The 12983-nt window shown below is 59.8% G+C and carries 13 protein-coding genes; 2 read left to right on the top strand and 11 right to left on the bottom strand.

Going from position 1 to position 12983, the window contains the following annotated elements:
- Nucleotides 1–44 precede the first annotated feature (44 nt).
- The 11 genes from M0808_RS00065 to M0808_RS00015 all read right to left on the bottom strand — a co-directional run bounded on the left by M0808_RS00065 (nucleotide 45) and on the right by M0808_RS00015 (nucleotide 10165).
- The gene (locus tag M0808_RS00065; RefSeq protein WP_247839415.1) at nucleotides 45–2006 is read right to left on the bottom strand and encodes a DUF4105 domain-containing protein; all 1962 of its coding nucleotides are present in this window, start codon (nucleotides 2004–2006) and stop codon (nucleotides 45–47) included.
- Nucleotides 2003–2323 carry a DUF2388 domain-containing protein gene (locus tag M0808_RS00060; protein WP_007911662.1) on the bottom strand — a complete coding sequence of 107 codons (321 nt, stop codon included), beginning with the start codon at nucleotides 2321–2323 and terminating at the stop codon, nucleotides 2003–2005. The genes M0808_RS00065 and M0808_RS00060 overlap by 4 nt, the downstream gene beginning before the upstream one ends.
- Before the next feature lie 42 nt (nucleotides 2324–2365).
- On the bottom strand, nucleotides 2366–2671 hold the full coding sequence (locus M0808_RS00055) for a DUF2388 domain-containing protein (RefSeq protein ID WP_098966511.1): 306 nt from the start codon (nucleotides 2669–2671) through the stop codon (nucleotides 2366–2368).
- 108 nt (nucleotides 2672–2779) lie between these two features.
- Nucleotides 2780–3097 (bottom strand): DUF2388 domain-containing protein, encoded by a 318-nt coding sequence (locus M0808_RS00050; RefSeq protein ID WP_007962831.1) that lies wholly within the window; start codon nucleotides 3095–3097, stop codon nucleotides 2780–2782.
- Between the two features lie 134 nt (nucleotides 3098–3231).
- On the bottom strand, nucleotides 3232–3441 hold the full coding sequence (locus M0808_RS00045; protein WP_027610194.1) for a DUF1127 domain-containing protein: 210 nt from the start codon (nucleotides 3439–3441) through the stop codon (nucleotides 3232–3234).
- 255 nt (nucleotides 3442–3696) lie between these two features.
- A complete protein-coding gene (locus M0808_RS00040) occupies nucleotides 3697–3912 on the bottom strand; it encodes a DUF1127 domain-containing protein (RefSeq protein WP_007962833.1) in 216 nt (71 codons plus the stop codon).
- Nucleotides 3913–4232: 320 nt separating this feature from the next.
- On the bottom strand, nucleotides 4233–5726 hold the full coding sequence (locus tag M0808_RS00035) for an acetyl-CoA hydrolase/transferase family protein (RefSeq protein WP_247839413.1): 1494 nt from the start codon (nucleotides 5724–5726) through the stop codon (nucleotides 4233–4235).
- A gap of 214 nt (nucleotides 5727–5940) precedes the next feature.
- Entirely contained in the window at nucleotides 5941–7374 is a 1434-nt protein-coding gene (locus M0808_RS00030; RefSeq protein ID WP_007962843.1) for an NAD(P)(+) transhydrogenase (Re/Si-specific) subunit beta, read from the bottom strand.
- Nucleotides 7374–7694 (bottom strand): NAD(P) transhydrogenase subunit alpha, encoded by a 321-nt coding sequence (locus M0808_RS00025; protein WP_003220416.1) that lies wholly within the window; start codon nucleotides 7692–7694, stop codon nucleotides 7374–7376. The genes M0808_RS00030 and M0808_RS00025 overlap by 1 nt, the downstream gene beginning before the upstream one ends.
- 15 nt (nucleotides 7695–7709) lie before the next feature.
- Nucleotides 7710–8831 (bottom strand): Re/Si-specific NAD(P)(+) transhydrogenase subunit alpha, encoded by a 1122-nt coding sequence (locus M0808_RS00020; RefSeq protein ID WP_247839411.1) that lies wholly within the window; start codon nucleotides 8829–8831, stop codon nucleotides 7710–7712.
- Nucleotides 8832–9265: 434 nt separating this feature from the next.
- Nucleotides 9266–10165: a LysR family transcriptional regulator gene (locus M0808_RS00015; protein ID WP_247839409.1), complete on the bottom strand. Its 900-nt coding sequence runs from the start codon at nucleotides 10163–10165 to the stop codon at nucleotides 9266–9268.
- A gap of 157 nt (nucleotides 10166–10322) precedes the next feature.
- Here M0808_RS00015 and M0808_RS00010 point away from each other — a divergent pair, with 157 nt between their 5' ends.
- On the top strand, nucleotides 10323–11504 hold the full coding sequence (locus tag M0808_RS00010; RefSeq protein WP_247839407.1) for an acyl-CoA dehydrogenase: 1182 nt from the start codon (nucleotides 10323–10325) through the stop codon (nucleotides 11502–11504).
- A gap of 13 nt (nucleotides 11505–11517) precedes the next feature.
- Nucleotides 11518–12738 (top strand): CaiB/BaiF CoA-transferase family protein, encoded by a 1221-nt coding sequence (locus M0808_RS00005; RefSeq protein WP_098966520.1) that lies wholly within the window; start codon nucleotides 11518–11520, stop codon nucleotides 12736–12738.
- The last annotated feature ends 245 nt before the right edge of the window (nucleotides 12739–12983 follow it).

Here is a 12983-nt window from a genome sequence, read left to right as displayed (position 1 = left end):
GGAGCAAGCTCCCTCGCCACAAGATTCAGTTCCAGTCTTTTGTCTCAGGGTAGCTCCAGTCCGCCGGACGCCTTGTGCAGTCTGCGCAGATGCTCGCCGATCTGCTTCACGTTGGCTTCGCTGGCGGCAATTTCGGCCGCTCGCTTGGGTTCCAGCAACTTGCGCACTTCCTTGTCCAGATCGCCGCTCAGCGCCAGCAGTTGTTTCTGGCGTTGGGCGCTTTCGTCCTGCAGGCGCTTGAACTCGCTTGGTTGCGGCAGCCCGTAGCCACGGCTGTCGAGCAGTTCTGCCGGACGACTGAGGAAGCCGCTGTTGGCGAGAATTTCCTGCAGGGTGGCGTTGGCCTTGTCCATGCCGCCGTTTTCCAGCTCCCGGGCGCCGAGGTAGCGCTGCTTGACCTCGTCCTGGGCCAGCAGCAACTGGCGGCGATAACTCGCCTGTTCCAGCAGGAGCAATGCAGCGCTGGTGCGCAGGTCTGCAAGTTCGAACCACTGGCGACGTTCTTCGGCAGACAGCGATAGCCAATCTTCGACGCTGGTTTGCTTGATCGGCAGCTGCTTTTTCAACACATCGAACATCGCCTGATAGCGATCGCGGAACGAATCGAAGCGGTAACCCAGGCGCAGGGCTTCCTTGGGATTGTCGAGCACGCTGGTGTCGGCCAACCCGCGACCTTTCATCACCTCCAGCAAGCCGTTGGGCATGATGCTGTCGAGGCCGACAAGTTGCTTGTTGTTGCTGCCGCTGCGCAGCAGCTTGAGGCCTTCCACCGCGCAGTTGTTCGACAGGAAGAAGTAGTTGCCGTCATAACTCCAGTGCATTTCGGCAGCGTGTTCGACCACGCCTTCGATCTCGTCGCGTGACAGATTCAATGGCACCGAGGCGAGGCTGCGCAATTCAGTCTTGGTGTATTCGTCGATGACCTGCGCAAGCGGCAGGACGAACAGGCGTGACGGATATTTGCCGACCAGTCCGTCCCAGCTCGACAGCTGCACGTCGCCGACAAAGGCGCGATAGGACAGCACCAGGTGCTGGTCGAGGTCGAGTCGGCAATCCGGGCCCCGTGGTCGACCCGGCGCGCAGATCACCAGGCGCAGCATGCTGTGGCCCCAGCGGCTGACCCAGTTCTGGTTGGCTTCGGCCAGCAGATAATCGACGGCATACACCCGCTCAGGGTCGACCTGCCCCAGGGGTTGCTTGGCGAAATCGTTGCCGGCGTTGAGAAAAGCGAAAGTGTTGCTGCAAGTGTCCTTGGCCGGTGGTGCCCAGCCGAAGCGCGCCTTGTAGTAGCGATAGAGCGCCGGACGGCGGCAGGCGTAGCTCGGGTCGAGGAGGAAATACTCCATGTTGACCGCGACAAACTCTTTCGGGCTGGAGATCTCGTACAGGTCCGGGCTGCGGGCCACCTGACGATTGTGTTGTTCACGCTCGCCGCGGCGCCCGACGTACTGTTGCCAGCCGGCGAGATCGAGCAGACGTGGATCATCGCTGAGGGTGAAGCGTCGCTCGGTCTGGCCACGGCACTCATCGGGAATGCCGACCAGGCCGGCGCTGTTACTGCGGCGAGTGCAGCGCTGAATCAGCGTGCGCTCGGCGGCGGGCCACAGGCGCGCGCGGTCATAAATGTGGGTGAGTTCATGCAGCACCGTTGCCAGCAGTTCCTGGCGCACAGTGCCATGGGGGCGATTGGTTTTCTCTGTGGCCGCGCTGCCGTCGGTGAGACCGGCGAGCAGTTTGCGGTTCAGGTCGAGCTCGGCAACCAGGGTCGCCTGGCCGTAGGCGTTACCGGGCATGTCGTCGGTCCAGCCGACATCGATGCGCCGGTCCAGTTGTTCGACGAAGCTGGGCGGCAACTTGTGCATGGCTTCATCGAGCAGCGCCTGGCTGGCCTGCTGCTGGGCGGGGCTCAGGCCGTCGGTCTTGAGCCGCAATTGCAGGCTGGCGTGGGCGCTGTTGCCAAGCAGCAACAGTGCCCCGGCCAGCAGCCAGGCGCCGAGTGACTTCACAGGGCGAGGATGGCTTCGGCGAGCACCTGATCACTGGCGTCGCGGGCTTCCGGCACGCGCGTGCGCAAGGTGTTGAGGGCGGCTTCCAGGTGCGCACCGCGGATATCGCCGTTGGTGGCAACGAAGCTGGCCGCATCGTCGTGGGCTTCGCGGATGATTTTCGAATCGCGAATCGACGTGGTGGTATCGGAGGTGAAATCGATGGTGCGCTGGGAGGCACGAACGATGATGTTACTGGTGGCTACCAGGGTGTGTGCCTGGGCCACATCGGCCAACAAAAACAGGCCAAGGGCGGCAGCAATCAGCGGGCTACGCATGGAACGACTCCGGAGGGCAATGTTAACGAGGGATCATGATAACTATTGGACGAGAATTGCCTGTGCCAGTTCAAGGTCGCTGACATGAAGTTTTGGTCGGGATTTGCGCAAGTAATGCAGGGCGGATTCGAGCTGCGCGCCGCGCAATTGACCGTCACTGGCAACAAACGCCGCCGCGTCATCGTGAGCGGCGATGATCAGTTTACGGTCGAACGGTGCGGAAGACACCATTCCGGTCGCCCAAACGCTGACCACGGTGTTTTGTGTGGAGACATCAAAGGCATCGACCGAGGTCGCCCAGAAGGCACTGACCAATACGCAAGGGAAAAACAGTCTGAATAAACGCATGAGACTCGGTAACGGTTAACGAGCTTCAAGGCTAGCGCAAATGCCCGGGCCAGAGCCAGCGGCGAAACATCGGGACACGACTGGCGTGCCCCGTCCGGCAATGGCGGATCAGATCGCGAGGATGGCTTGCGCCAGTTGGAAGTCGGTCGCGTTCAGTTGCGGTGCCTGATGACGGATCAGGTCCAGAGCACTTTCCAGTTTCACGCCACGGATCTGGCCTTCACTGGCGACGAAGCTGGCAGCGTCGTCACGGGCGGCGATCACGACTTTGTTGTCACGCAGCGAAGAGCTGACATCGGAGGTGGCGTCCGAGGAGGATTTCAGCGCGCCAACCACGGCGTCGGTGGTCACAATGAAGCTGGAGGCACTGGCGTTGGCAGCCACGGCCAGCAAGGCGGCAGCGCTGAGCAGGCGAAGACGGGACATGGTGTATCTCCTGATAGTAAACCGTATTGAGAGGTGGCTTGTGTCTGATGAGTCAGACGCGGGTTACAGAAGATTCGCCACGTTCTGGCGTGGATATTAGGCCTGCGCGCGAGGTTCGGACAGTGGGCAGAATGCTAGCGCCAGAAGGGTTTCTCCAGTTCTCTGAGCCGATCGGCATGGCTGAGGCCCAGATCCGCTAGGTCGCGCTGGTCCAGTTGAGCCAGCAGGCGCCGCGTCCTGGCGCGCTCCAGTCCTTGCCACAGGGGTCGAAACAGGCGCCGCAGTGGGTGCGAGTGAGCGCGGGGTAGAGTCGAAGCGGTCGAAACATCCTGTAAGCCTTTCATGGCGTTTTCCTTAAACCGAGGAGGATTAAGGACATGCTGCGCCCGATGCAGTTTGGCGAGCAGATACACTCCTAAAAAATTGTACTGGTTCAGATGTTGATTATTGAGAACTGTACCTGTGCTTTGAATATTCTGCTGTACGGGCATTCTCGAACCCTGAAACGACAAAACCCGTCGCGGTTTCCCGCGACGGGTCTTGTGTGTTCAATTCGGGTTGCTGGCGGTGGGTCTGACGACCAGAGCCAGCGACGCTACTTAGCGCCAGAACGGCTTGCTCAGCTCTTCGTAGCGTTGTGCTTCGCTGATACCGGCGTCAGCCAGCAGACGCGAATCCAGACGAGCCAGTTGGTGGCGGCTGGAGATGCGGCGCTGCCACAACATCAGGTTGGCGATAACGCGCAGAGGCAGGGAAGCCTGGTTTTTTGCAGCTTTGTCTTCGAAGAACAGTTCGGAACTGAGTGTACGTTCCATGGTTGACATCCTTCCGCTTGTGGCGGGATCAGGTAGTGGTTTAACTGGTGCCCATGATCCTCTCGTTTGCCTAGTCTCTCTAGATACAGTTCAACTGTATTGTGAGTGACCAGTTAACTGTTTATAGGGGGTGTACGGGTCGAAATTGAGCAAACTGTACCTGTCAGCACTAATGTGGTGCGTTTTTGCTCAATTCGAGGAAGGAGGTAGGCAAAATCTGTAGGAAACAACCGGTACAGCAGTACAGTTTTTGCCAGATGTGGCGGGTTAAAAAATCCGCTGACACAAACTGTGTTTGCATCAGCGGTTTGACTGTGTGATTACACCGCGAGCATGCGTCCGGTTTCTTCCAGGTTGATGTGCCAGCTCAGGGCTTCTCGCAGGATGTGTGGGGTATGGCCGCCGATGGCGCACGCTGCGGTGAAGTAGTCGTTCAGCGCCTGGCGATAGTCCGGGTGCACACAGTTGTCGATGATCACCCGAGCGCGTTCGCGTGGGGCCAGGCCGCGTAGGTCAGCCAGACCGACTTCGGTCACCAGAATGTCGACGTCATGCTCGGTGTGGTCAACGTGGCTGACCATCGGCACCACGCTGGAAATTGCGCCGCTCTTGGCGATCGACTTGGTCACGAACACCGCGAGGTGTGCGTTGCGCGCGAAGTCGCCCGAGCCACCAATGCCGTTCATCATCCGCGTACCGCAGACATGGGTGGAGTTGACGTTGCCGTAGATGTCGAACTCCAGCGCGGTGTTGATACCGATGATACCCAGACGACGCACCACTTCCGGGTGGTTGGAGATTTCCTGCGGGCGCAGCACCAGTTTGTCCTTGTACTTCTCCAGGTTGCCGAATACGTCGCTGTTGCGCCGCTCCGACAAAGTGATCGAGCTGCCCGACGCAAAGCTCAGCTTGCCGGCGTCGATCAGGTCGAAGGTCGAGTCCTGCAGCACTTCGGAGTACATGGTCAGGTCTTCGAACGGCGAATCGATCAGGCCGCACATCACCGCGTTGGCGATGTTGCCGATCCCGGCCTGCAACGGGCCGAGCCTGTTGGTCATGCGCCCGGCGTCGACCTCCTGCTTGAAGAAGGTGATCAGGTGTTCGGCGATGGCATTGGTGTCGACATCCGGGGTCGACACCGTGGACGGCGAATCCGCCTGCTGAGTGATGACGATGGCGACAATCTTTTCCGGCGGGATCGGGATCGCGGTGCTGCCGATGCGATCGTCGACTTTCACCAGCGGGATCGGCGTGCGCGTCGGGCGATAGGTCGGGATATAGATGTCATGCAGGCCTTCGAGGTTGGCGTTGTGCGCCAGGTTGATCTCGACAATCACCTGCTTGGCGAAAATCGCGAAGCTCGCCGAGTTGCCCACCGAGGTGGTCGGCACGATGTGGCCTTGCTCGGTGATGGCCACGGCTTCGATCACTGCGATGTCCGGCAGCTTCAGTTGCTGGTTGCGCAGTTGCTCGACGGTTTCCGACAGGTGCTGGTCGATGAACATCACTTCGCCGGCGTTGATCGCCTTGCGCAAGGTGCTGTCGACCTGGAACGGCATGCGCCGCGACAGCACGCCGGCCTCGGTCAGTTGCTTGTCGAGGTCGTTGCCCAGGCTGGCGCCGGTCATCAGGCTGATCTTCAGCGGCGTGACCTTGGCTCGCTCGGCCAGTGCGTGAGGGACGGCTTTGGCTTCGCCCGCGCGGGTGAAGCCGCTCATGCCGACGGTCATGCCGTCTTCAATCAGCGCGGCGGCGTCGGCGGCGCTCATCACTTTATCCAACAACGAAGGCAGGCGAATACGGTCACGGTACATGGATTATTTTCTCGGGAAGCGAGTAGCAGGATGCGCAGTCTAGTGAATTTCGCGGGCGCCTGTCCCGCTACCAAGGTCGCAAACGAGGCGTCTATTTAGCGGGTTTGAAGTAAAACACCGTTACTGGATCTGCAACAACGTGGCAAATTGTCCGACGGTTTGCGCAAACAAAAACGCCCCGACAAGTCGGGGCGTCCGGTGCAGCTGCGGAGGATTACTCCACCGCTTTGACCATGTCTTCGATGACTTTTTTCGCGTCGCCGAACACCATCATGGTCTTGTCCAAGTAGAACAGTTCGTTGTCCAGACCGGCATAACCGCTGGCCATCGAGCGCTTGTTGACGATGATGGTCTTGGCTTTGAACGCTTCGAGAATCGGCATGCCGGCAATCGGCGATTTCGGATCGTTCTTGGCGGCCGGGTTGACCACGTCGTTGGCGCCGAGTACCAGCACCACGTCGGCCTGGCCGAACTCGGAGTTGATGTCTTCCATCTCGAACACCTGGTCGTAAGGCACTTCGGCCTCGGCGAGCAGCACGTTCATGTGCCCCGGCATGCGACCGGCCACCGGGTGAATCGCGTACTTCACGGTCACGCCGCGATGGGTCAGTTTCTCGGTCAGCTCTTTCAATGCATGCTGCGCACGGGCCACCGCCAGGCCGTAACCCGGGACGATGATCACGGTGTCGGCGTTGGTCAGCAGGAACGTTGCGTCGTCGGCCGAACCGGATTTCACCGGACGGGCTTCTTTCGCACCGGCAGGTCCTGCGTCGGCCGTGTTGCCGAAACCGCCAAGCAGTACATTAAAGAAGGAACGGTTCATCGCCTTGCACATGATGTACGAGAGGATCGCACCGCTCGAACCCACCAGAGAGCCGGCAATGATCAGCATCGAGTTGTTCAGCGAGAAGCCGATACCTGCTGCCGCCCAACCCGAATAGCTGTTGAGCATCGACACCACCACCGGCATGTCGGCGCCGCCAATCGGGATGATGATCAGCACGCCCATCACGAACGCCAGAGCCAGCATCAGCGCGAACGCGGCGAGGTTGCCGGTGAGCATGAAGGTCACGCCCAGCACCAGTGTCGCCAGACCGAGTACCGCGTTCAGCTTGTGCTGACCGGCAAACTGTACCGGCGCGCCCTGGAACAGGCGGAACTTGTACTTGCCCGAGAGCTTGCCGAACGCGATCACCGAGCCGGAGAAGGTGATTGCACCAATCGCCGCGCCGAGGAACAGCTCCAGACGGTTGCCCGCCGGGATCGAGTCGCCCAGTTGCTTGACGATGCCCAGCGATTGCGGCTCGACCACCGCAGCAATGGCGATGAACACCGCCGCCAGACCGATCATGCTGTGCATGAACGCGACCAGCTCTGGCATCTTGGTCATTTCGACGCGTTTGGCCATGATCGAGCCGGCAGTGCCGCCGATCAGCAGGCCAACGATCACATAGCCGATACCGGCAGTCGCCAGCTCGGCACCCAGCTTATAGATGAGGCCGATGGTGGTGAGAATGGCCAGCGCCATGCCGAGCATGCCGAACAGATTGCCGCGCCGCGAAGTGGTCGGGTGCGACAGGCCTTTGAGGGCCTGGATGAAGCAGATCGACGCGATCAGGTAGAGCGTCGTGACGAGATTCATGCTCATTACTTCGGCGCCTCTTCTTTTGCTTTCGGGGCTTTCTTCTTGAACATCTCAAGCATGCGGCGGGTAACCAGGAAGCCACCGAACACATTGACCGCAGCCAGTGCCACGGCGAGGGTGCCCATGGTCTTGCCCAGCGGCGTGACGGTCAGCGCAGCAGCGAGCATGGCGCCGACGATCACGATTGCCGAAATGGCATTGGTCACCGCCATCAACGGCGTGTGCAGCGCAGGTGTAACGTTCCAGACCACGTGGTAACCGACATAAATCGCCAGCACGAAGATGATCAGGTTGTAGATACCGGGGGAGATAAGCTCTTCCATCGTCTGAATCCCTGCTTAGGCGTTTTTGCGGATGACTTGGCCGTCGCGGCACATCAGGCACGCGGCGACGATGTCGTCTTCGAGGTTGACGTCGAACTGGCCTTCTTTGGTGAACACCAGCTTGAGGAAGTCCAGCAGGTTGCGGGAGTACAGCGCCGAGGCGTCTGCAGCGACTTCACCGGCCAGGTTGGTCGGGCCGACGATGGTCACGCCGTTCTCGACCACGACCTGATCGGCGACGGTCAGCGGGCAATTGCCGCCCTGCGCAGCCGCGAGGTCGATGACCACCGAGCCCGGCTTCATCTGCGCCACGGTGTCCGCGCTCAACAGTGTCGGCGCCTTGCGGCCCGGGATCAGTGCGGTGGTGATGACGATGTCGGCCTGCCTGGCGCGTTCGTGCACAGCCTGGGCCTGACGCTGCATCCAGCTTGCCGGCATAGGCCGCGCGTAACCGCCGACACCGACCGCGCATTCACGCTCTTCGTCAGTCTCGTAAGGCACATCGACGAACTTGGCGCCGAGGGATTCGATCTGTTCCTTCACCGCCGGACGCACGTCAGACGCTTCGATCACCGCACCCAGACGTTTCGCCGTGGCAATCGCCTGCAACCCGGCCACGCCGGCACCCAGAATCAGCACGCGCGCCGCTTTCACGGTGCCCGCAGCGGTCATCAGCATCGGCATGAAGCGCGGATAGTAGTGCGCGGCCAGCAACACAGCCTTGTAGCCGGCAATGTTTGCCTGCGACGACAGCACATCGAGACTCTGCGCCCGAGAGGTGCGCGGCGCCGCTTCGAGGGCGAACGCGGTGATCCCGCACTCGGCCATTTTGGCGATGGTTTCGTTATTGAAGGGGTTGAGCATGCCCACCAGCACCGTGCCGCGCTTGATCAGCGCCAGTTCGGCGTCGCTGGGGGCGACCACTTTGAGAATCAGCTCGGCGCCGAACGCATCGTTGGCACTGCCAATGGTTGCGCCCGCCGCTTCATAGGCACTGTCGACAACACTGGCTTTAACGCCGGCGCCGGTTTGCACAGTGACCTTATGGCCTTGGCTGATCAGCTTTTTAATGGTTTCCGGGGTTGCAGCAACCCGTGTTTCACCGGTCTGGGTTTCGAGAGGAACACCAATGTGCACGTCAAATCTCCTGCGTGATCTTATTGAGTAAACCCAGGCACTGCGGATGGTGCGACTGGGGCGGCCGATCAGCACGATCCCGCCAAATCAGGGCGGGGCGCGGCATTTTGCAGGCGAACTTTATGCCCTTCAAGGGATTATGATGGGTGACGGAAAATTAACTACAAGTCATCCCGTGACCGAATGTCGCAGATGGCCAGATGAATCCCTTGCAGGCCGTGCCTTGCAAGGATTCTGGCTGAATTTGAAAAAATTTCTCATCGGTGGCGTGAATAGGCCGTAATGAGTCGTGGATGAAGGCTCAAAGCCACGTCTTCAGGCGCTTGTGGGACGTCTGTACGACTTTCGGATACAGTCTGTGATTTTGCGACAAATACTTATATCTGTAGGGCTTTGATTTTCCTGACTACCGGGTTAGTAATCGCTGTAAGCCTTTATCCTTCTAGGCTGTAGCTGTTTGCCTGATTGACCAGCCAATCGCGAAAAGCCTTGAGTGATGCCGATTCGACCTTTCGTTCCGGAATCATCAGGTAATACGCCTTGATGCTGGAGAGCGCACTCGGGTTGGCGATCACCAAGCGTTTCTCGGCCAGTTCGCGCCGAATCAGGAACGGTGGAATCAGCGCGATGCCCATGTCGTGCATGGCCGCTTGGGCCAGCATGGAGAATAGCTCGTAGCGCGGGCCTGTCATGTCGCGTGGGATGTTCAGGTGCTGTGAATTGAACCATTGGCGCCAGGCGTAGGGACGGGTGGTTTGCTGCAACAGAGGCAGCTCGGCAATCTCGTTGGGTGTCAGATGTTTCTTGCTGCCGAGGAGAGCGGGGCTGCATACCGGCATCGGATTTTCGCCCATCAGCCTGTGGGATTCGGTACCCGACCAATCGGCGTCGCCAAAGTAGATTGCCGCATCGAAATCAGTGTCGGCAAACAGGAACGGGCGGGTGCGGTTGGTCAGGTTGACCGTTACTTCCGGGTGTTTGAGCTGGAAGTCCTTGAGCCGTGGCAGCAGCCATTGCGTGCCGAAGGTGGGCACCACCGCCAGTTCGATCACATTTGTGCCCTGCTGGCCCATCACCGAAAGCGTGTCGCGCTCGACGGCGTCGAGTTGCGTGGCCACCCGACGGCTGTAGGAAAGGCCTGCTTCCGTCAGCTTCACTCCGCGTCGCGAGCGTCGGAACAGTTCCACACTGAGGAACTCCTCAAGGCTGGCGATCTGTCGGCAAATGGCGCCCTGGGTGAGGGAAAGTTCTTCGGCAGCCTTGGTAAAGCTTTCGTGGCGAGCGGCGGCTTCGAAGCTGATCAGGGCGGTGGTGCTGGGGATCTTCCTGCGCATGTACGTCAACCTCACTAATGCGCCGCATAAAAGGCATTCAGCGACGTTTCGGAGTGAGAAATTAGCACAACAGGATGCGAAATCCTCGTTTGCCGCGCTGGCGAACCGGGCCTAGGATCAATGCCACGTTAATTCACCGATTTGCGAGGACACACTCATGGGCGGTAAAGCTAGCTTCAACTGGATCGATCCCCTGCTGCTGGATCAACAGCTCACCGAAGAAGAGCGCATGATCCGCGACACCGCCGCCCAATTCGCTCAGCAGAGCCTGGCGCCACGCGTGCTTGAAGCTTTCCGCCATGAGAAAACCGACCCGGCGATCTTTCGCGAAATGGGCGAAGTCGGTCTGCTCGGTGCGACCATCCCTGAACAATACGGTGGCAGCGGTCTGAACTACGTCAGCTACGGGCTGATTGCTCGCGAAGTCGAGCGTGTCGACTCTGGCTACCGTTCTATGATGAGTGTGCAGTCCTCATTGGTGATGGTGCCGATCAACGAATTCGGCACTGAAGCACAGAAACAGAAATATCTGCCGAAACTGGCATCTGGCGAATGGATCGGCTGCTTCGGTCTGACCGAGCCAAACCACGGTTCTGACCCGGGTGCGATGATCACCCGTGCGCGCACAGTCGACGGCGGCTACAGCCTGACCGGCGCCAAGATGTGGATCACCAACAGCCCGATCGCCGATGTGTTCGTGGTCTGGGCCAAGGACGATGCCGGCGACATCCGTGGCTTCGTCCTGGAGAAAGGCTGGAAGGGCTTGAGCGCTCCGGCGATTCACGGCAAGGTCGGTCTGCGCGCCTCGATCACCGGCGAAATCGTCATGGACAACGTGTTTGTGCCGGAAGAAAACATCTTCCCGGACGTGCGCGGTCTGAAAGGCCCGTTCACCTGTCTTAACTCCGCGCGCTACGGCATCTCCTGGGGCGCATTGGGCGCTGCCGAGTTCTGCTGGCACACCGCTCGCCAGTACACCCTTGATCGTCAGCAGTTCGGGCGTCCATTGGCTGCCACCCAGCTTATTCAGAAGAAGCTGGCCGACATGCAGACCGAGATCACTCTGGCCCTGCAAGGCTGTCTGCGTCTGGGGCGCATGAAGGACGAAGGAACCGCTGCGGTCGAGATCACCTCGATCATGAAGCGCAACTCCTGTGGCAAGTCGCTGGATATCGCCCGCATGGCCCGTGACATGTTGGGCGGCAACGGCATCTCCGATGAGTTCGGCGTGGCCCGTCACCTGGTCAACCTGGAAGTGGTGAATACCTATGAAGGTACCCACGACGTTCACGCGCTGATCCTCGGTCGCGCGCAAACCGGTCTGCAGGCGTTCTATTAACAGGAGGGCGACCATGGGCGCGCTGTCGCATCTGCGGGTACTGGATTTATCACGTGTGCTGGCCGGGCCGTGGGCCGGACAGATTCTCGCCGACCTTGGCGCCGAGGTGATCAAGGTCGAGCGCCCGGGCAATGGTGATGACACACGTGCCTGGGGGCCGCCCTTCCTTAAAGACGCTTATGGGGAAAACACCAGCGAGGCGGCCTATTACCTGTCGGCCAACCGCAACAAGCAATCGGTAACGATCGACTTCACTCGGCCTGAAGGGCAGAACCTGGTGCGGGAGCTGGCGGCGAAGTCGGACATTCTGATCGAGAACTTCAAGGTCGGTGGGCTGGCTGCCTATGGGCTGGACTATGAGTCGCTGAAGGCGATCAATCCGGATCTGATCTATTGCTCGATCACTGGCTTCGGTCAAACCGGGCCGTATGCCAAGCGTGCGGGTTATGACTTTATGATCCAGGGGCTGGGCGGGCTGATGAGCCTGACCGGTCGCCCTGAAGGTGATGAAGGCGCCGGGCCGGTGAAGGTGGGAGTGGCGCTGACGGACATTCTTACGGGGCTATATTCGACCGTGGCGATTCTGGCGGCGCTGGCTCATCGTGATCACGACGGTGGCGGGCAGCACATCGATATGGCTTTGCTGGATGTACAGGTCGCATGCCTGGCGAACCAGGCAATGAACTACCTGACTACCGGCAATGCGCCGAAACGTCTGGGTAATGCACACCCGAACATCGTGCCTTATCAGGACTTCCCGACGGCCGACGGTGATTTCATTCTTACCGTTGGCAATGACGGCCAGTTCCGCAAGTTTGCCGAGGTGGCGGGCCAGCCGCAGTGGGCGGATGATCCGCGTTTCGCGACTAACAAGCTGCGGGTGGCTAACCGCGCGGTGTTGATTCCTCTGATCCGCCAGGCGACGGTATTCAAGACTACCGCCGAATGGGTGGCTCAGCTGGAGCAAGCGGGTGTGCCGTGTGGGCCGATCAATGATCTGTCCCAAGTGTTTGAGGATCCGCAGGTGAAGGCGCGTGGGTTGGCGATAGAGCTTCCGCACGCATTGGCGGGGATGGTCCCGCAGGTGGCGAGTCCGATCCGGCTGTCGCAGACGCCGGTCGAGTACCTTCGCGCGCCTCCTTTATTGGGCGAGCATACGTTGGAGGTTTTGCAGCGGGTGCTGGGTCTGGGCGCTGGCGCGGTAGAGGCACTCAAGGCTGATGGAGTGCTTTGAGTATCGCTTCTATATAGAAGAAGGCTGTTTCCTGCCTATATATAGATGGATTTGTGCGTTTTTTAACCGATCTGTAAGTTGTTGAAAGAAAACTGAAATTAACGGTTGACGGCAGATTCTGGAAGTCTATAATTCGCCCCACTTCCGGCGCAGTCGAAACGGAAAACTCCTTGAGATTCAACGAGTTACGCGGTTTTCGACAGCGACTTGCTTCAGTTCATCGAAGCCTGGAAGGAGTTGAAAGG

It is taken from the genome of Pseudomonas sp. MWU12-3103b (assembly GCF_023100615.1).
Classification (GTDB): domain Bacteria; phylum Pseudomonadota; class Gammaproteobacteria; order Pseudomonadales; family Pseudomonadaceae; genus Aquipseudomonas; species Aquipseudomonas putida_A.
Note: the sequence above shows the minus strand (reverse complement) of the source record. Positions and strands in the feature narration are given on the sequence as shown.

Coding starts and splice junctions, on each gene's coding strand:
- M0808_RS00060 (WP_007911662.1), bottom strand. CDS start 2,323: ATGCGTAGCCCGCTGATTGCTGCCGCCCTTGGCCTGTTTTTGTTGGCC.
- M0808_RS00055 (WP_098966511.1), bottom strand. CDS start 2,671: ATGCGTTTATTCAGACTGTTTTTCCCTTGCGTATTGGTCAGTGCCTTC.
- M0808_RS00050 (WP_007962831.1), bottom strand. CDS start 3,097: ATGTCCCGTCTTCGCCTGCTCAGCGCTGCCGCCTTGCTGGCCGTGGCT.
- M0808_RS00045 (WP_027610194.1), bottom strand. CDS start 3,441: ATGAAAGGCTTACAGGATGTTTCGACCGCTTCGACTCTACCCCGCGCT.
- M0808_RS00040 (WP_007962833.1), bottom strand. CDS start 3,912: ATGGAACGTACACTCAGTTCCGAACTGTTCTTCGAAGACAAAGCTGCA.
- M0808_RS00035 (WP_247839413.1), bottom strand. CDS start 5,726: ATGTACCGTGACCGTATTCGCCTGCCTTCGTTGTTGGATAAAGTGATG.
- M0808_RS00030 (WP_007962843.1), bottom strand. CDS start 7,374: ATGAGCATGAATCTCGTCACGACGCTCTACCTGATCGCGTCGATCTGC.
- M0808_RS00025 (WP_003220416.1), bottom strand. CDS start 7,694: ATGGAAGAGCTTATCTCCCCCGGTATCTACAACCTGATCATCTTCGTG.
- M0808_RS00015 (WP_247839409.1), bottom strand. CDS start 10,165: ATGCGCAGGAAGATCCCCAGCACCACCGCCCTGATCAGCTTCGAAGCC.
- M0808_RS00010 (WP_247839407.1), top strand. CDS start 10,323: ATGGGCGGTAAAGCTAGCTTCAACTGGATCGATCCCCTGCTGCTGGAT.
- M0808_RS00005 (WP_098966520.1), top strand. CDS start 11,518: ATGGGCGCGCTGTCGCATCTGCGGGTACTGGATTTATCACGTGTGCTG.